At 52.6% G+C, this 15,706-nt stretch carries 17 protein-coding genes; 9 read left to right on the plus strand and 8 right to left on the minus strand.

Annotated elements, in window-relative coordinates:
* Window positions 1-29 precede the first annotated feature (29 nt).
* Both ABXS88_RS13685 and ABXS88_RS13690 read right to left on the minus strand, forming a co-directional pair.
* Window positions 30-2,033: a cation:proton antiporter gene (locus ABXS88_RS13685; RefSeq protein WP_353672601.1), complete on the minus strand. Its 2,004-nt coding sequence runs from the start codon at window positions 2,031-2,033 to the stop codon at window positions 30-32.
* A gap of 129 nt (window positions 2,034-2,162) precedes the next feature.
* A complete protein-coding gene (locus tag ABXS88_RS13690; protein ID WP_353672602.1) occupies window positions 2,163-3,011 on the minus strand; it encodes an acyl-CoA desaturase in 849 nt (282 codons plus the stop codon).
* A 259-nt stretch (window positions 3,012-3,270) separates the two neighbouring features.
* Between ABXS88_RS13690 and ABXS88_RS13695 the strand changes: the two genes are divergently transcribed.
* The 5 genes from ABXS88_RS13695 to petJ all read left to right on the plus strand — a co-directional run bounded on the left by ABXS88_RS13695 (window position 3,271) and on the right by petJ (window position 7,322).
* Window positions 3,271-4,506 (plus strand): methionine gamma-lyase family protein, encoded by a 1,236-nt coding sequence (locus tag ABXS88_RS13695; protein ID WP_353672603.1) that lies wholly within the window; start codon window positions 3,271-3,273, stop codon window positions 4,504-4,506.
* 94 nt (window positions 4,507-4,600) lie between these two features.
* Window positions 4,601-4,945: an MliC family protein gene (locus ABXS88_RS13700; RefSeq protein ID WP_353672604.1), complete on the plus strand. Its 345-nt coding sequence runs from the start codon at window positions 4,601-4,603 to the stop codon at window positions 4,943-4,945.
* Between the two features lie 83 nt (window positions 4,946-5,028).
* Window positions 5,029-6,549, plus strand: a complete 1,521-nt coding sequence (gene kaiC, locus ABXS88_RS13705) for a circadian clock protein KaiC (RefSeq protein ID WP_353672605.1) — start codon at window positions 5,029-5,031, stop codon at window positions 6,547-6,549.
* 2 nt (window positions 6,550-6,551) lie between these two features.
* Complete coding sequence (locus ABXS88_RS13710) at window positions 6,552-6,737, plus strand: PCP reductase family protein (protein WP_353672606.1); 186 nt, start codon at window positions 6,552-6,554, stop codon at window positions 6,735-6,737.
* A gap of 243 nt (window positions 6,738-6,980) precedes the next feature.
* Window positions 6,981-7,322 (plus strand): cytochrome c6 PetJ, encoded by a 342-nt coding sequence (gene petJ, locus ABXS88_RS13715; protein ID WP_353672607.1) that lies wholly within the window; start codon window positions 6,981-6,983, stop codon window positions 7,320-7,322.
* A gap of 146 nt (window positions 7,323-7,468) precedes the next feature.
* Here the strand turns inward: petJ and ABXS88_RS13720 are convergent, their stop codons facing one another.
* The gene (locus tag ABXS88_RS13720) at window positions 7,469-7,762 is read right to left on the minus strand and encodes a 4a-hydroxytetrahydrobiopterin dehydratase (protein ID WP_353674826.1); all 294 of its coding nucleotides are present in this window, start codon (window positions 7,760-7,762) and stop codon (window positions 7,469-7,471) included.
* Between the two features lie 237 nt (window positions 7,763-7,999).
* On the opposite strand from ABXS88_RS13720, the gene ABXS88_RS13725 reads away from it, so the two are divergent.
* Window positions 8,000-9,085, plus strand: coding sequence for an ATP-dependent 6-phosphofructokinase (locus ABXS88_RS13725; protein WP_353672608.1), 1,086 nt, complete (start codon window positions 8,000-8,002; stop codon window positions 9,083-9,085).
* On the opposite strand, the gene cobD is transcribed toward ABXS88_RS13725, so the two are convergent.
* Both cobD and ABXS88_RS13735 read right to left on the minus strand, forming a co-directional pair.
* A complete protein-coding gene (gene cobD, locus ABXS88_RS13730; protein ID WP_353672609.1) occupies window positions 9,082-10,152 on the minus strand; it encodes a threonine-phosphate decarboxylase CobD in 1,071 nt (356 codons plus the stop codon). The genes ABXS88_RS13725 and cobD overlap by 4 nt on opposite strands.
* 15 nt (window positions 10,153-10,167) lie before the next feature.
* Window positions 10,168-10,443 carry an HU family DNA-binding protein gene (locus ABXS88_RS13735; protein ID WP_353672610.1) on the minus strand — a complete coding sequence of 92 codons (276 nt, stop codon included), beginning with the start codon at window positions 10,441-10,443 and terminating at the stop codon, window positions 10,168-10,170.
* Window positions 10,444-10,749: 306 nt separating this feature from the next.
* Between ABXS88_RS13735 and ABXS88_RS13740 the strand changes: the two genes are divergently transcribed.
* A complete protein-coding gene (locus tag ABXS88_RS13740) occupies window positions 10,750-11,037 on the plus strand; it encodes a hypothetical protein (protein ID WP_353672611.1) in 288 nt (95 codons plus the stop codon).
* Here ABXS88_RS13740 and sbcD read toward each other — a convergent pair.
* Window positions 11,034-12,317 carry an exonuclease subunit SbcD gene (gene sbcD / locus ABXS88_RS13745; RefSeq protein WP_353672612.1) on the minus strand — a complete coding sequence of 428 codons (1,284 nt, stop codon included), beginning with the start codon at window positions 12,315-12,317 and terminating at the stop codon, window positions 11,034-11,036. The genes ABXS88_RS13740 and sbcD overlap by 4 nt on opposite strands.
* Before the next feature lie 85 nt (window positions 12,318-12,402).
* Here sbcD and ABXS88_RS13750 point away from each other — a divergent pair, with 85 nt between their 5' ends.
* On the plus strand, window positions 12,403-13,002 hold the full coding sequence (locus ABXS88_RS13750) for a superoxide dismutase (protein WP_353672613.1): 600 nt from the start codon (window positions 12,403-12,405) through the stop codon (window positions 13,000-13,002).
* Window positions 13,003-13,048: 46 nt separating this feature from the next.
* On the opposite strand, the gene ABXS88_RS13755 is transcribed toward ABXS88_RS13750, so the two are convergent.
* Window positions 13,049-13,483 (minus strand): DUF29 domain-containing protein, encoded by a 435-nt coding sequence (locus tag ABXS88_RS13755; protein WP_353672614.1) that lies wholly within the window; start codon window positions 13,481-13,483, stop codon window positions 13,049-13,051.
* A 38-nt stretch (window positions 13,484-13,521) separates the two neighbouring features.
* On the opposite strand from ABXS88_RS13755, the gene ABXS88_RS13760 reads away from it, so the two are divergent.
* The gene (locus ABXS88_RS13760) at window positions 13,522-13,755 is read left to right on the plus strand and encodes a hypothetical protein (RefSeq protein ID WP_353672615.1); all 234 of its coding nucleotides are present in this window, start codon (window positions 13,522-13,524) and stop codon (window positions 13,753-13,755) included.
* 119 nt (window positions 13,756-13,874) lie between these two features.
* On the opposite strand, the gene ABXS88_RS13765 is transcribed toward ABXS88_RS13760, so the two are convergent.
* The gene (locus ABXS88_RS13765; RefSeq protein WP_353672616.1) at window positions 13,875-15,602 is read right to left on the minus strand and encodes a succinate dehydrogenase/fumarate reductase flavoprotein subunit; all 1,728 of its coding nucleotides are present in this window, start codon (window positions 15,600-15,602) and stop codon (window positions 13,875-13,877) included.
* Window positions 15,603-15,706 lie beyond the last annotated feature (104 nt).

A 15,706-nucleotide genomic window follows, 5' to 3' on the forward strand; every position in this document is an offset into this window, starting at 1 on the left:
GGGGTAAAACATCTGGCCCTACTACCTTCCTAAACCTTTTCGGCCTTCAGCAACTGCCGAAAGGCCGGATGTTCTGCTTCACTGCCCACCACCAGCAAACGGTCTCCGATCTCTAGTATCATTTCCCCCGTGGGATAGCTATAGAGTTGTTTATCTCGCTCAATAGCCATGACCGTCACCCCGGTTAAACGGCGAATGTTGGCCTGGGCTAGACTGAGGCCCTGTAGGGGAGAATGGGGGGAGATGGTGTACCATTTCCGTTGCAGGCCTTCAATATTGGCCGCTAAATCCGCCGCGCCCCAATACTCAGAACGTTCGGGCATAATATCGCGGTAACGACCGGTACGATAGCGCGTCACCACCTGCTGAACGGCGTAACGAGAATCCCCCAGTTTTAGGAGTAAATGAGCCCCCATTTCCAAAGAGGCTTCAAATTCTGGCTGAACCACCTCCTGGGCTCCCAGTTGATAGAGGACATCAATTTCTTCGTTGACATGGGCCCGCACCGTAATATCCAGATCCGGGGCCAGGCTGAGGGCCCGCTTCAGGGCCAGACGGGTCGCCATCGGGGCCGGTAGCGCAATCGCCATCGCCTTAGCCTGAGGTAAATTAGCTTTTTCTAAAACTAGTTTGCTAGAGGCATCTCCGTAGAGGTAAGCAATGTTACGCTCCCGTAGGCCCTGTAAAACCGCTTCATTGTTGTCGATCACCAAGAGGGAATAGCCTTGAAAATAGAGCATTCGCACGAGCATTTGCCCCACCCGACCGTAGCCAGCAATAACGACATGATCTCTTAAACCATCATCGAAGTGAAAGCGTTGGGGAGGCTGAGATAAACGCAGATAATGGTTAATCCAGGGCCATTGCTCTAGCCACTGCAGACCGTAGGGCGTAGCTCGGAGCAGAAATGGTGTGATCAGCAAAGTTGCCGCGGCCGTACCCACGGTCAAGCCATAGAGTTCCTGGGAAAACAGGCCCTGACTCCGGGCCATACCAGCGAGTACAAAGGAAAATTCTCCAATTTGGTTGATCCCCAGACCCGCGACCAGGGCGGTCTTCGGGCCATAGCCAAACAGATTGACAATGATGGCGACAATCAAAGCCTTGCCCACCATGGTGATGGCCACCAACCCCAGGACAACCCCCAGATTTGCGGCAATGAAACCGGGCTCGATCAAAACCCCAATGGAGGCAAAAAAGAGCGTGGCAAAGACATCCCGCATCGGTAAAATCCGATCGAGGGCATGGTCGGCATACTCCACGTTAGAAATCATCAGGCCTGCCACAAAGGCCCCCATGGCCAGGCCGAGGCCAAGCTTGGAGGTGAGCAGGGCAATGCCTAAACAGAGAACTAAAATGCCCAACAAAAACAATTCTTGGGAACCCGTTTGGGCCAGTAACCGCACCAGGAAGGGAATGAGCCAACGGCCGGCCAACAGGGCCCCCAGGGTAAACATCAGTACCTTAAACAGGGCCAACAACAGGGCCTGGCCAATGATCCCCGTCGGCTGATTGAGGGCCGGCAGAACCGCCAACATTAAGCCCAAACCCAAGTCTTGCACGATCAACATCCCCAGCATCACCTGGCCATCCGTTGTCTGTACCTCATTGCGTTCAATCAGGCTCTTGAGCACGACGGCCGTGGAGGACAGGGATAGGACGGCCCCCAAAAAAATCGCCTGGGGCCAGGTGGTTACCCAGCCCGTAGCATAGGCCAGGCCTCCGCCCAGGAGGATCGTACTGATAATTTGTAGGGGCCCGCCCCCCAGGGCAATGCCCTTAACCCGGAGCAAGTCCTTGAGGGAAAATTCCAGGCCCAGGGCAAAGAGCAACAGGGCCACCCCCACCTCGGACAACACTTCGATATCTCCCTCTAGGGTCACCAATCGCAGGCCCGCTGGCCCAACCACGATTCCACTGAGGAGATAGCCTAGGAGGACGGGTTGTTTTAAGCGACTGGCCAAGTAGCCCCCGCCGGCCGCCGCCCCCAGCACCGTCACCATTTCTCGAATGAGGGTCAATTCCGCCGCCATTTTACTTATCCCTTGCCTAGGCTTCCTTGATTCATCTTAGCCCCTGGCGCTACGGTAAAAAAAATCCCTACTTTCCAGGAAAAAGTAGAGACGGCATTGCCTCGTGCTGAGGGGAAATGGCGAGATTTTTTAGGCTTGGGTTTTGGTTGGGGTATTAGAAGGGGCCAATTTGACGTCCTGGGCCAAGCCGAGAAGTTGCAGAAAACGGATGGTCATCCAGGTAACATCAACCTCCCACCACTGCAGACCATGACGGGCTGAATACTGGTAGGCGTGGTGATTATTATGCCAACCCTCGCCAAAGGTGAGGAGCGCGACCCACCAACAATTGCGGGAATGGTCGTGGGATTCATGGCTGATGTAGCCAAATTTGTGGGTTGCACTATTCACAAACCAAGTGGCATGGAAAACCACCACTAATCGCACAAAAATTCCCCAAATCACCCAAGACCAACCCCCGAGGGCAAAGAGGACGAGGCCCAGGGCCACTTGAATGGGAATTTGGAACTTTTGACAGAACTGATAAAAGGGGTCATCCTTAATATCCTGGGTATAGCGGGGAATATCACTGTCCGCCGGGATATTGTAGAGCATCCAACCCATGTGGCTCCACCAAAAGCCACGATTAGAATCGTGGGGGTCTTGAGCCGTATCCGAAAACTTGTGGTGCATGCGGTGGAGACCCACCCAATCCAGTACGCCCCCTTGACAGGCAAGGGTTCCACAGAAAACCAAAATATACTCTAACCACTTAGGGGCGGTAAAACTGCGATGGGAAATCAGGCGATGGAAGCCTAGCGTAATCCCAATGCCACCGGTAATCCAGTAGAGGACGAGGGCCGCGCCGAGGGCCGACCAGCTGAAAAACTGGGGCAAGACCGCCAACAGGGCCACAACGTGGATGAGGGTGAAATAAATAATCACCGTCCAGGAAGGCGTTAAAGGATTATTTGAATTGTTAGGAAGGGCAACAGTCATGCAGACACCTGAAAGTAAAACGAAAATCGGAAAAATGGATCTGATCCACTTATTGAAAACACTCGGCTTGCAGTTATGTAAAATGCTCTGATGTCGAATTTAAAGAAAAATTTTATACGAGAGATTAACAACAAAAGTGTTGACATAACTGACATTAGCGCGTTCAATATCAATATTATAAAGAAACTAGTGGTTAATGCTTGACATTGAAACTCTGAAGTCCCCAGGCTCAGGGTAAGAATAGCGCTTAAACGAATTCATGAACCATTCGGAACTGCTCAAGAAGGCAGAGACAGATCTGTTTCCAATCTTTTCGGATATTGACGCAAAGGTCAAGCAGAATCTTAAAAACGTCCTGCAGGCCTATTACGACCAGCGAGTCGGGGTGCATCATTTTGCGAGTGTGAGTGGCTATGGCCACGATGATCTAGGCCGGGAAACCCTAGACCGGGTTTTTGCCCAGATCGTCGGTGCAGAACAAGCGGCGGTGCGGGTCCAGATTGTGTCGGGTACCCACGCCATTGCCTGCGCCCTGTACGGGATTCTGCGACCAGGGGATGAACTTTTGGCAGTGGCCGGAGCCCCCTACGATACCCTCGAAGAAGTGATTGGTCTCCGGGGCCAGAGGCAAGGGTCTTTAGCTGACTTTAACATTAACTATCGGGAGTTGGCGCTTACCCCAACGGGGCAGATCGATTGGGAGGGCCTGGCAACGGCAGTCTGGCCCCAAACCCGCATGGTGTTGATCCAACGCTCCTGTGGCTACTCCTGGCGTTCGAGTCTTTCCGTTGAGGAAATTGGCCGGATTGTGGCCCTGGTGAAGAAACAAAATCCTGACACCATCTGTTTTGTAGACAACTGCTACGGGGAGTTCATCGAGACCCAGGAACCCACCGCCGTTGGGGCCGATCTTATGGCTGGTTCCCTGATTAAAAATCCCGGCGGCACGATTGTTACCGCCGGTGGTTATCTGGCCGGTAAGGCGGAATGGGTCGAGCAGGCCTGTTGTCGCCTGACGGCCCCGGGCATTGGCTCCGAGGGAGGGGCCACCTTTGATCAGCACCGTCTCCTATTCCAGGGCCTATTTTTGGCCCCGCAGATGGTGGGAGAAGCTATCAAAAGCACTCACTTACTGGCCTACGTGTTTGACCGTCTGGGTTATGAGGTTAATCCCGATCCCTTTTCCCCCCGCAGGGATGTGATCCAAGCCATTAAACTAGGATCCCCCGAAAAATTGATCGCGGTTTGCCGGGCCATCCAACGAATTTCGCCGGTGGGGGCCTACCTCGATCCCGTGCCAGCCACCATGCCGGGTTATGAAACCCCCGTGGTCATGGCCGGGGGCACCTTCATTGATGGCAGTACCGCCGAGTTGTCCGCCGACGGCCCCCTGCGGGAACCCTACACTGTGTTTTGCCAAGGGGGAACCCATTGGAGCCATACGGCCCTAGTCCTAGAGTCCATTTTGGAGACCCTAACGGCTCTAGCAGATTGAGCTGGGCGGGCCATTCTCGAAAGTGGTAGGCCTGTCCGTCTCGTCGTAACCTAAACCGATTAAGATCACGGTAGAGACGCTAGAGGATTTTTGTATGGTCAAGCCACTACGCCCTATGGGGTTATTGGTCTGGGGGGCCGGGATGATCATGAGTTTGGCCGCAGGGACAGCCCTGGCCGACACCGCCCGACCCGTCATTTACCAATGCCCTCCCAACCAGGTTTTGACAGCGGTTTTTCAATCCCCGCCAGGGGAACCTACCAAGGTTCAGCTCACCCTGCCGGATCAACGAACTCTTACTCTTCCTCAAACCCCCTCTGGTTCTGGGGCCAAATATAGCGATGGCACCTTTACCTTTTGGTCCAAGGGTAATACCGCTCTACTAGAACAAGGAGACCGTGTTCTTTACCAGGACTGTGTCACGTTTCCTGAACGTTAAATTTTTGTTGGCATTAGCTTTCAACCGTGACCGTATAATAGCAAGCGGGCTATTCTCCCCTGGAACCGACGCGATTTAAACGGATGACACCAACTAACGACTACGACTCCATTGAAAAACTAGAAACGGGGATTCCCGGCTTTGATTTTTTGTCCCAAGGGGGACTGCCCCAGGGCCGGGCTACCCTAGTCGCTGGAACTGCCGGTAGTTCCAAGACGGTGTTCGCTTGTCAATTTCTGGTGGAAGGGATTCGGCGGGGGGAGACGGGAGTTTTTGTTACCTTTGAAGAACCCCCCAAGGCCCTGCGCAAAAATATGCGGGGCTTTGGTTGGCAGATCCCCCTCTGGGAAGAACAGGGGAAATGGGCCTTTGTTGATGCGTCGCCCCAACCCGGTGAGCGGCCCTTAGTGGCTGGGGACTACGATCTAGGCGCCTTGATTGCCCGCATTGAGTACGCCATCCGCAAGTACAAAGCGACGCGAGTTTCCCTCGACTCCCTGGGGGCTATTTTTAGCCATTTAACCGACAGCGCCCAACTGCGCAGTGACCTGTTTCGGTTGGCTGCGGCCCTGCGGGAATTAGAAGTCACCGCCATCATGACCGCAGAACGAACGGCGGAGTACGGCGAAATTACTCGGTACGGTGTGGAGGAATTTGTGGCAGACAATGTGGTGATCCTGCGCAATGTCTTAGCCGATGAAAAGCGTCGTCGGACTATTGAAATCCTTAAATATCGCGGCACCGACCACCAAAAGGGTGAATTTCCCTTCACCATTATTCCCGGCCAAGGGGTGGTGATCATCCCCCTCTCAGCCATTGAACTGGAACAACATTCCTCGGACATCCGCATTACCTCCGGGAGTACGGAACTGGATCGCATGTGTGGCGGCGGCTTTTTCCGCGATTCGGTCATTCTTGTTTCTGGGGCCACGGGAACGGGTAAAACCCTGATGGTAACGGAATTCATGGCCGGCGGCGTGGCCAACGGAGAGCGCTGTCTGGTCTTCGCCTTTGAGGAGAGTCGGGAACAACTTTTCCGTAATGCCACGGGCTGGGGGGTTAACTTCCAGCAAATGGAACAGGACGGCAAACTGAAGGTGGTCTGTCGCTATCCCGAAACCACGAACCTAGAAAATCATCTGATCATGATGAAGGATATTATCCAATCCTTTAAGCCCAATCGAGTAGCAGTGGATAGTTTATCGGCCCTAGAGCGGGTCTCCACCCTCAAGGGATTCCGGGAATTTATTATTGGTCTGACCTCCTTCATCAAGCAGCAGGAGATCGGCGGCCTGTTTACCTCTACAACCCCGACCTTGCTAGGCGGTTCCTCCATTACCGAGGCCCACATCTCCACGATCACCGATTCCATTATTTTGTTGCGCTACGTGGAAATGTATGGTGAAATGCGGCGGGGGATCACCGTGCTCAAAATGCGAGGTTCGATGCACGATAAGGATATTCGCGAGTTTTCCATTGATAATCAGGGAATGCACATCGGCAAACCCTTCCGCAACGTCACGGGTATCTTGGCAGGAACCCCCATGTACACTACCCAAAGCGAATTCGAGCGGTTAAGCGGCCTATTTGAGCAGGAGGTATAGGTATGGATCATCCCGAATGGCAAGAGGTGCTCCTTTGGACGACCGAAGCGAGCAGTAAACTGAAAAGCATTCCCTATTTTGTCCGTACCCAGGCCCGTCATCGCATAGAACAGTTGGCCCGAGAGGCTGGACTGGATCAGGTGACGGTGGAGTTGGTGGAGCAGGCCCGCCAGGAATTTGGCCAGTAATACCAAATCTCTGAAATCTAACTATACAAATGACCCCACTGTCCCCTTAGCAAGGGGAGGTGTCGGAGGCGGAGGGGTAAAAATCTGTAGCTTCAACTTGAAGAATTGGTATAAGGCCCTGCTTAAAACTCGTTCCGGATCTTCGACAGGCTGTCTTTTGACAAAGCCCATCCTTATTCCTCAAGGTAATCAGGTAGGGATGCGTTTTTGTCGATCCCGAATCTGTCCTTTTGAGGAGAACTTATGTTGAAAGTATTGACTTCGTTATTATTGACCCTGGCGATAGCCTTGCTGGGACTGCTTAGCTCGGCCCCGTCGGCCCTAGCCGGAGATGCCGCCAACGGTTCTAAGGTCTTTAGTGCTAACTGTGCGGCTTGCCATGCAGGGGGCCTGAATGCAGTTATGCCCAATAAGACCTTGAAAAAAGAGGCCCTGGAGCAATTTGGCATGAATTCCGCTGAGGCCATTATTACCCAAGTCACCAACGGCAAAGGGGCCATGCCGAAATTTGGGGGTCGCCTCAGTGCAGAACAGATTGAAGATGTAGCGGCCTACGTTTTGGCCCAAGCAGACAAAGGCTGGTAAGCACTTTCTCCCTCTGGCTTCGACACCTCCCCTGACAAAGGGGAGATATCAGGTCTTGGCCAGTCCCCCAGACAAAGGGATGGAGGGGGCAATACTGAAATCCTGATCGAAACTCTGTAGTCGCGATTAAGCAAAACCCAGCCAGCCTAGGGCCGAAACAACGCATTAGCCTTTTTGGCAAAGGTCACATCCAGGGCCGTAATACCTCCTGCATCGTGGGTGGTGAGGTCGATGGTGACTCGGTTATAGACATTGAACCATTCTGGATGATGCCCCAGATTCTCCGCCACTAGGGCCAGTTGGGCCATGAAACCAAAGGCCTCGACAAAAGAGGGAAACTGGAACTGACGATGTAATTTATCTCCCTGTAGGCTCCAACCAGGGAGTTCCTTGAGGGCAGTTTGCAATTCACTGTGGGAAAGACGAGTGTTTTGGCTCATAAGTATTTTGGAATTAGAAACGGGATCTGGCGGAGAAGTGGATTGCGCTAGGACTAAGCTGACTGATATTCCACCGTAACTTACCAGTAACGTCCCCACAAGGCTCATGGTCTTCTTAAGCATATTGGCCCATTCCTTTTGAGTCATTGACTGAAATTATTAAAAAATGTGCGGGGATAACGGTCTAGCTCTCCCCTAACCTCAACAATAGGAAAACTTCTGCGTTGAGCATCACCTATGGGACAAAAAAAGAAAATTGGCATCCTTACCAGTGGCGGAGATTGTGCTGGCTTAAATGCTGTCATTCGAGCGGTTGTGCATCATGCCATTGGTAACTATGGTTGGGAAGTTATTGGCATTCAAGAAGCAACCCATGGTTTGATGAGTCGTCCGCCCAAGGCAAAGGCCCTGGACTTGGCCAATGTGGATTCCCTGTTGCTGATGGGGGGAACCATGCTAGGAACAACAAATAAAGGTAATCCCTTTGCTTTTCCGATGCCCGACGGTAGCCTGTGCGACCGGACGGAAGAAATTATTGCGGGTTATCACAGTCTCGGTTTAGAGGCCCTGATTGGCATTGGTGGCGATGGCAGTCTGGCGATTCTACGGAAAATTGCTCAGCAGGGCAACTTGAATTTGGTAGGTATTCCTAAAACCATTGATAACGATGTCGGGGCCACCGAGGTCTCCATTGGCTTTGATACCGCCATGAGCATTGCCGCCGAGGCCCTGGATCGTCTCCATTTTACGGCTGCTAGTCATAACCGTGTCATGGTCTTAGAGGTCATGGGGCGGGATGCCGGCCATATTGCCCTGGCCGCCGGCATTGCGGGAGGGGCCGATATTATCTTGATTCCCGAAATTCCCTACCACATCGATAATATCTGTAAGAAAATTCGCCAACGTCAGGCCCGGGGCCAACACTTTTGCCTAGTCATGGTGTCTGAAGCCGTTCGCACCGAAGTCGGTGACCAGGTCAAGGAAATTTCCCAAATGGGCGAAGACCGTTATGGGGGCATTGGCAAACATATTGCGGAACAGATTGCTAAGTACACTGGGGCGGAAACCCGCGTTACGGTACTGGGCCATATCCAGCGGGGGGGCATTCCCTCTCCCTCCGACCGACTGCTGGGCAGTATTTTTGGGGTGGCGGCCGTAGATCTGATTGCGGAAGAAAAATACGACCAGATGGTGGCCTGGCGGAATCGTCAGGTCATCAGTGTCCCCATCGAGGAAGCGATTAAAACCTATCGCACCGTTGATCTAGAGGGCCCCTTGGTGAAAACGGCTAAGGGCCTGGGGATTTGTCTAGGGGATGACTAAGCCCGATCGGTCATTTGCTGGGCCAGGGCCTGGAGTAGTTGCTGATTTTCAGTCTTTGTCCGTACCGCAACCCGAAAATAAGCGTCTCCCAGGCCAGCAAAACTGAGGCAATCCCGGATCAGAATGCGGTGTTGCTGGAGCAATTGTTCCTGGAGCCAGGGAGCGGGAACTTTAGTGTTAACCAATAAAAAGTTAGCCTGACTAGGGTAGGGAAACAGGCCAGGGATCCGCCCTAATCCCAGGGCCAGGCCCTCTCGGGCAGGGCCAAGCCAGGCCCAGGTCTTTTCTTGAAAAACCCGATCCTCTAGGGCCGCTAGGGCCGCCGCTTCTGCCAAGTTATTCACCGGCCAAGGGTCGCGCCAACGCTGCCATTGTTGCAGTAGATCGGGATGGCCTAGGGCATAGCCCAGACGCAGACCCGGCAGACTGTAGAACTTGGTAAGAGACCGCAAAATCACTAGATTAGGATAATGGGCCAGGGCCGGAATCAGGGTCGGTTGTTGATGGGGCAGAAGAAAATCAATAAAGGCTTCATCGAGCACCACCAGTCCAAACTGGTCAAGCAAGGGTAAAATTTGCTCTACTGCGAGCAGTTGGCCGGTGGGATTACGGGGATTATTAAGGATAAGGCCACGCTGAGGACTGGCCAGGGCCTGGAGTTCGGTCAGGGGAAACGGGGTTGCTGGGGGCCAAGGGACGGTGGTGAGCGGCGCTTGAAATCCCTGGAGGGCCCGCTCGTAATCCCCAAAAGCGGGGGTTAGGATAAGGGTTTGTTGCAGAGAGGCCAAGGCACGCCCTGCTAGGGTGAGTAATTCTGCTGAACCATTACCCGGCAGGATCCATGCCGGATCTAGATCATGGTGCTGGGCCAGGGCCTGGCGGAGACTTTGGTACTGGGGGTCGGGATAATGGCACAGTTCAGTTAAGGCCCCTTGGATGGCCTGTAAAACCAGAAGACTCGGCCCTAAAGGATTAACACTCGCTGAGAAATCTAGCAAAGAAGAAACCGGACAGTCTGCCAAGGTTACTGCCCAAGCTAAATTACCGCCGTGGTCGGGCCGATTCACTCCGTTGTCTGTTGCCTAGGGGGCTACTTTTTCTTTAAACATCTTACCTGCAGAAAAAGCAGGGACTTTGGTGGCAGGGATAACCATTTTTTCATTGGTTTTGGGATTGCGTCCTTCCCGTTCTTTCCGTTCCCGAGCTTCAAAGGAACCAAAACCGACGAGAGTTACCTTATCCCCTTCGGCCACTGCTTCCATAATGGCATCAATGGCCGCTGTAATTACGGCATCGGCTTGTTTTTTGGTCACTGAGGCCTTTTCAGCAACGGCATGGACTAATTCGCCTTTATTCATGGAGGTCTCCTTGGGAGTTAATTGAGGTTAAAAATTGATGTTGATTTTTGAAAGAAGCACAAACAACGAATCTTTTGAGGGGATTTTATTAGGCTCAAAGGCTAGAATCCCGACAGACTCGCTATTTCACTGCCTTATTCTAAGCTCTAATTGTAGGGTTTGGATAGTTTTGAGAGATGATTGAGGGCAAATTTATGCTGTTTTTTAAGATTTTGTTACTTGATTGCCAATACTCCCACTTTGAGCCAGTTCCTTGCACCCAAGGTTAGTTAAAATTAAGGCCCAGTTTTCTACTTTTCCCTGGTCATGAAATCTTTCCTGCTACCTTTGGCATTTATCTCTGCGATTATCCCTGTCCTACCGGCCTTGGCTCTCCCCGTTACCTACTACGGCCAAAAAGGAGAATATACCGTTGACTACGATGCTGGCACCTACAAAGGCTGTATCTATCAAACCGGTTGTATTGTCCTCGGCAAAAATCGCAAGGTTGGCATTGCTACCTGGAAAAATGGTGAATATACCTATTCCATCAACGACGAGAAGGTACAGGTCTACAAGCGCGGCAAGGTAATTTTCCAAGACACCTTTAACTAAGAGGCAACAGCTTCAGCGTCTACTGCCGTCTCTTCCCCCTCGTTCCAAGCATCTTCGGAGTCCTCCGCTAGCAGTTGTTGGGCCGCTTCAAGTAATTCGGGTAGTAGTTCTTTTAATGCTTCACCCCGGCTTTCGAGGTAGGTGCGCAGGGCCTGCATCGGATCAAGAGAACTGCCGGTTTCCAGTTCAGGCAAGCGCGGCCGACTCAGTTGACTAGCTAATTCTGGACGAAGGGAATAGGTGTGGGCCGCTTTGAGGGCCTCATGGAGTTGACTTTGGTTGATCCCGTCTAATTGTTCTGAACGTAGGTGATAAACCAAACGAACGACGGCATCCTGAAGTGGTGCTTTCCGGATGGCCCTCAGAAGCTGATGTTGGGGGTCTTCGGCCTGGGTGACATCTATTTTAATAGTGTGGAAGGGCCGCGCCGGTAGGGGACAAAACTGCCAATCTACCCGGCCCTTCTCAATTTCCAGCCAAACATAGCCCTTGTCTTCTTTTTCTTCGCCAAAATCCACCCGCTCAATACTGCCGGGATACACAACGGGAGGATTATTTTGGGGATTGAGGTTTTGGTGTTTATGGACATGGCCCAGGGCCACGTAGTCAAATTCGGGACGGGTTAACAGGGCCAGGGGAATGGTAAAACCCTTACCCACGGCGAGAAACCGCTCTGCCCCAAAGTTAGCCCGGTCGGCCATCAGATGGGCCAACAGAATTGTCGGCAGGTAGGGATTGAGTTGGCGAATTTCCCCTTCCAGGGCCGGTTGTAATTTTTCCAACAGCAGGCCATTGATTGCTTCGAGGGACAAGCCTTCCGTTTCCGGGCGAGTCAGCAGGGTAGAGCGGGTTAACCAAGGGAGGGTAATCACCTGCAGATCACCGGCTAGGGTTGGAATCAGATGCGTCGTCAGACGATCGCCCACAATAAAACCGGGTACGGCCAAGGTGCGATAGATCGATAGACTGGCCCCGCCACTACCCTGAGAATATTGGTCATGGTTGCCCACCAACAGAACGGTGGGAATCTTGGCATCGGCCAGGCGACGAAATTGACTCGCAAAGGCCTCCTGGACAAAGGGGGGCGGCGTTGCATCGGGAAAGGCATCTCCCCCAAAGAGAACTAAATCCGCCGGTTCGGCAATGGCCCGGTCAATACAGAGACTCAGGCAATGGATAAAATCCTCTAGCCGACTATTCAATCCCGTTGCCGGATTAATACGGCCGTGGCTAAAGCCACTCCCCAGGTGGATATCCGACAGGTGCAAGACTTTAATCATGGCCATTGCCTTTTAGGAAGGTAAGTTTTGGGTTACAGTAAATTCGAGAGTTGATCAACCCCATTCTTGTAGTAAGAGAAACACAATGGCATACGCACTTCCTGCATTACCCTACGATTACACGGCCCTGGAACCCTGTATTTCCAAAAGTACTCTGGAGTTTCACCATGATAAACACCATGCCGCCTATGTCAACAACTATAATGCGGCCGTTGCCGGTACTGACCTCGATAATCAGGCCATTGAAGATGTGATCAAAGCCATTGCGGGCGATGCAAGCAAAGCTGGTATTTTCAACAATGCCGCCCAGGCCTGGAACCATAGCTTCTACTGGAACTGCATGAAACCCGGTGGGGGTGGCCAACCCACGGGGGCCCTGGCGGATAAAATCAACGCAGATTTCGGTAGTTTTGAAGCCTTCGTGGAAGAATTCAAAAAAGCCGGTGCAACCCAATTTGGTAGTGGCTGGGCCTGGTTGGTTCTTGACAACGGAACCTTAAAAGTCACCAAAACCGGTAACGCTGAAAATCCTATGACCGCTGGCCAAACACCTCTCCTAACCATGGATGTTTGGGAGCATGCTTACTATCTCGATTACCAAAACCGCCGTCCCGACTACATCAATGACTTTGTGACCAAATTAGTAAACTGGGATTTTGTCGCCGCTAACCTCGCCGCCGCCTAGTTTCAACGAAAATCTGGCCCCCTACGAACGGGAAACGGAGGGGGCCCTAATTGGGCCAATAGTTCTCATCCTGAAGCTCTACCCAAGCATAGGGACAGATTGCAGGCAAACTTTCCAGAGGTAAACCTGTTTCCTGGCTGGCCCCTTTTCTCCCGTACTTATACCCTTGGGCAATGGCCTCCCCTAGCTTCGGCTTCATGCCGGGGTTATCTTCCAAGAGACGTTCTATCTGTCGGCGTTGTTTATTAATGGAATGTCGCCAACTCAAGACACGTCGCTGGGGTTGATACTGCCACTTTAGTAAATGTAAGGTCAGTTGTTCGATGGCAGATACTAGGGCCCTATATTCGCCACGTCCCAAATCCTCTAACTCCTCAATCACGTGGGCCCAATCAACCTGATCAAATTGGCGATTTCGCAGTAACTGCGCCTGTTGTAACGACCAACTATAAAAATCCTGGGTGTAAGTTGCGTTGCTCATCTTTTCTCTCCTCAGGACTTACCCTCCCCATTGTATCTATGGATAGTCAAGACCTGGCCCGCTACATTGAGCAAACCGACAGCATCGGTAAGCCTTGGTTACTGGTACAACTCCGCCTGGCCAAGCTCCAAGAAAATCGTCCCCATCTTACGGAAAACGAGTACCTAGAACAATTACAGGACATCCAACAAGACCTGATGAATTTAGGTGAGTGGTGGCGAGGACAGGAAGACCAGGTTTTTCAGCCTCAGAGCTTTACTCCTAAAGACTAACTGTAGGTTTTCCATATATATATAGTTATGAGTTCTGGCCTGGAGCCTTTGGGATCTGTATCTCCATCACATGACCTAGGCCGACTTCCTTCTACTTATCTTGGGAGTAAAGGCCAAGATTAATATTTACGCTCCTCCGGGGGAAAACGATTAATCACCACCGGTAAGGGTTGAATTTGAACCGCATGATCCTGGGACTGGGCCAAGGTGTGCCAAAGATATTCCCCATCGTTGCGCTCTGGAAAGTCCTCTCGAGCATGGGCTCCCCGACTTTCTTGCCGGGACAGGGCCGAGGCCAGAATCAATTCGCCGACCGTCATAATATTGCGGAGTTCCCAGGCTTCTAACAGTTCTGTATTCCAGCAGGCCTGTTTATCATCCAGGAAAATGTCGTCATATTGAGCCTTAAGGGCCTGAATCTGGCTTAATCCTTCCTGCATCAGGGTCTCATTCCGAAAAACGCCGCAATGCTGAGTCATACAATCCTGGAAGGCCTGTCGTAACTGACTAATCCGTAGTTTGCCTGCTTGATTTAGCAGTTGTTGAACATTCGTCTGAGTGGCTTGGAGGTAGGGGGACTCGTCGAGATCTGGCCAGGAACGCTGGGCCACGTAGGCCGCCACTGCGCGGCCGGTTCTTCGGCCATACACGACGCATTCTAGTAATGAATTACTCCCCAATCGATTGGCCCCGTGTACGGAAACGCAGGCACATTCCCCCGCCGCAAACAGGCCCTCCGTCAATGACGTCGCATCCTGACGCACTCGGCCATCGGTATTGACTGGAATTCCTCCCATGCAGTAGTGAACCGTCGGCCGTACTGGAATCGGTTCCATGGCTGCATCAATCCCCACTAGGCGATGGGCCTCTTCCCAACAGAAGGGAATACGGTTCATGATCATGTCTCGGCCCAGATGACGCAGGTCTAGATAGACAAACGGCCCGCCCGCACTACCATCGGAATGAATGCCTCGGCCCGCTCGAATTTCTGTGGTAATCGCCCGTGATGTAATGTCCCGGGGGGCCAGTTCCATACGGCTGGGGGCATAGTTAGCCATGAAGCGCTGGCCCTCGCTATTGATCAGATAGGCCCCTTCCCCCCGCACTGCCTCTGAAATCAACACTCCCACAGGATAAAGACCGGTTGGATGAAACTGTACAAATTCCATATCTTCTAAGGGAATACCCGCCTGGGCCACCATGGCTAGGCCATCTCCCGTCGAAGCGTAATCATTGGAGGTGGTATTATAAACGCGGCCATACCCCCCTGTCGCCAACACCACTGCCTTGGCCCGCACCACCGCTAACTGGCCATCCAGCAAGTGATACATTACCAGACCCTTGGCTTCCTGGCCTTCGTAAATCAGACGCATGACGTACCATTCGTCGTAGAGCACGACCCCGTAGCGCCGTAGGTTATTCACCAGTTCGTGGAGAATGGCATGGCCGGTTTTGTCCGCCGCGTAACAAGTCCGCCGAAAGCGATGGCCCCCAAAGGCCCGTTGAGCGATCTTGCCATCGGGTAAGCGGGAGAAAAGCACCCCTAAATGCTCCAGTTCGATAATGACCTCCGGGGCCTCCTTCGTCAGTATTTCCACTGCATCCTGGTCAGCTAAGTAATCGGAGCCTTTCACCGTATCAAAGGCGTGGGCTTCCCAACTATCCTCCGCATCGACGTTTTGTAGGGTTGCCGCAATACCGCCCTGGGCCGCTACAGAATGGGAGCGAATGGGATGGGTCTTAGCAATTAGGGCCACGTCAAGTCCTGTATTCAGGCGCTTAATCTCTAAGGCTGCTCGACATCCCGCCAGACCCCCGCCAACAATTACCACGTCATGTTCTAGCATGTTTGTCCATGTCTCCCACTTAATAACCTGCCGGTTCGGCCGATACACCCCCAAACGAAGCCCAGCCTAGGGATATTCTCCTGGAACCGGGAACAAATTTCGGC

Origin of the sequence: Synechocystis sp. LKSZ1 (genome assembly GCF_040436315.1) — a bacterium.
In the GTDB taxonomy this organism is placed as follows: Bacteria; Cyanobacteriota; Cyanobacteriia; order Cyanobacteriales; family Microcystaceae; genus Synechocystis.

What these genes read in the sequence shown, in the direction of transcription:
- ABXS88_RS13740 (WP_353672611.1), top strand. Translation starts at nt 10,750, where the DNA reads ATGAAATCTTTCCTGCTACCTTTGGCATTTATCTCTGCGATTATCCCT.
- ABXS88_RS13765 (WP_353672616.1), bottom strand. Translation starts at nt 15,602, where the DNA reads ATGCTAGAACATGACGTGGTAATTGTTGGCGGGGGTCTGGCGGGATGT.
- sbcD (WP_353672612.1), bottom strand. Translation starts at nt 12,317, where the DNA reads ATGATTAAAGTCTTGCACCTGTCGGATATCCACCTGGGGAGTGGCTTT.
- ABXS88_RS13690 (WP_353672602.1), bottom strand. Translation starts at nt 3,011, where the DNA reads ATGACTGTTGCCCTTCCTAACAATTCAAATAATCCTTTAACGCCTTCC.
- ABXS88_RS13695 (WP_353672603.1), top strand. Translation starts at nt 3,271, where the DNA reads ATGAACCATTCGGAACTGCTCAAGAAGGCAGAGACAGATCTGTTTCCA.
- ABXS88_RS13685 (WP_353672601.1), bottom strand. Translation starts at nt 2,033, where the DNA reads ATGGCGGCGGAATTGACCCTCATTCGAGAAATGGTGACGGTGCTGGGG.
- ABXS88_RS13710 (WP_353672606.1), top strand. Translation starts at nt 6,552, where the DNA reads ATGGATCATCCCGAATGGCAAGAGGTGCTCCTTTGGACGACCGAAGCG.
- ABXS88_RS13735 (WP_353672610.1), bottom strand. Translation starts at nt 10,443, where the DNA reads ATGAATAAAGGCGAATTAGTCCATGCCGTTGCTGAAAAGGCCTCAGTG.
- ABXS88_RS13720 (WP_353674826.1), bottom strand. Translation starts at nt 7,762, where the DNA reads ATGAGCCAAAACACTCGTCTTTCCCACAGTGAATTGCAAACTGCCCTC.
- ABXS88_RS13700 (WP_353672604.1), top strand. Translation starts at nt 4,601, where the DNA reads ATGGTCAAGCCACTACGCCCTATGGGGTTATTGGTCTGGGGGGCCGGG.
- petJ (WP_353672607.1), top strand. Translation starts at nt 6,981, where the DNA reads ATGTTGAAAGTATTGACTTCGTTATTATTGACCCTGGCGATAGCCTTG.
- kaiC (WP_353672605.1), top strand. Translation starts at nt 5,029, where the DNA reads ATGACACCAACTAACGACTACGACTCCATTGAAAAACTAGAAACGGGG.
- ABXS88_RS13725 (WP_353672608.1), top strand. Translation starts at nt 8,000, where the DNA reads ATGGGACAAAAAAAGAAAATTGGCATCCTTACCAGTGGCGGAGATTGT.
- ABXS88_RS13760 (WP_353672615.1), top strand. Translation starts at nt 13,522, where the DNA reads ATGGATAGTCAAGACCTGGCCCGCTACATTGAGCAAACCGACAGCATC.
- ABXS88_RS13755 (WP_353672614.1), bottom strand. Translation starts at nt 13,483, where the DNA reads ATGAGCAACGCAACTTACACCCAGGATTTTTATAGTTGGTCGTTACAA.
- ABXS88_RS13750 (WP_353672613.1), top strand. Translation starts at nt 12,403, where the DNA reads ATGGCATACGCACTTCCTGCATTACCCTACGATTACACGGCCCTGGAA.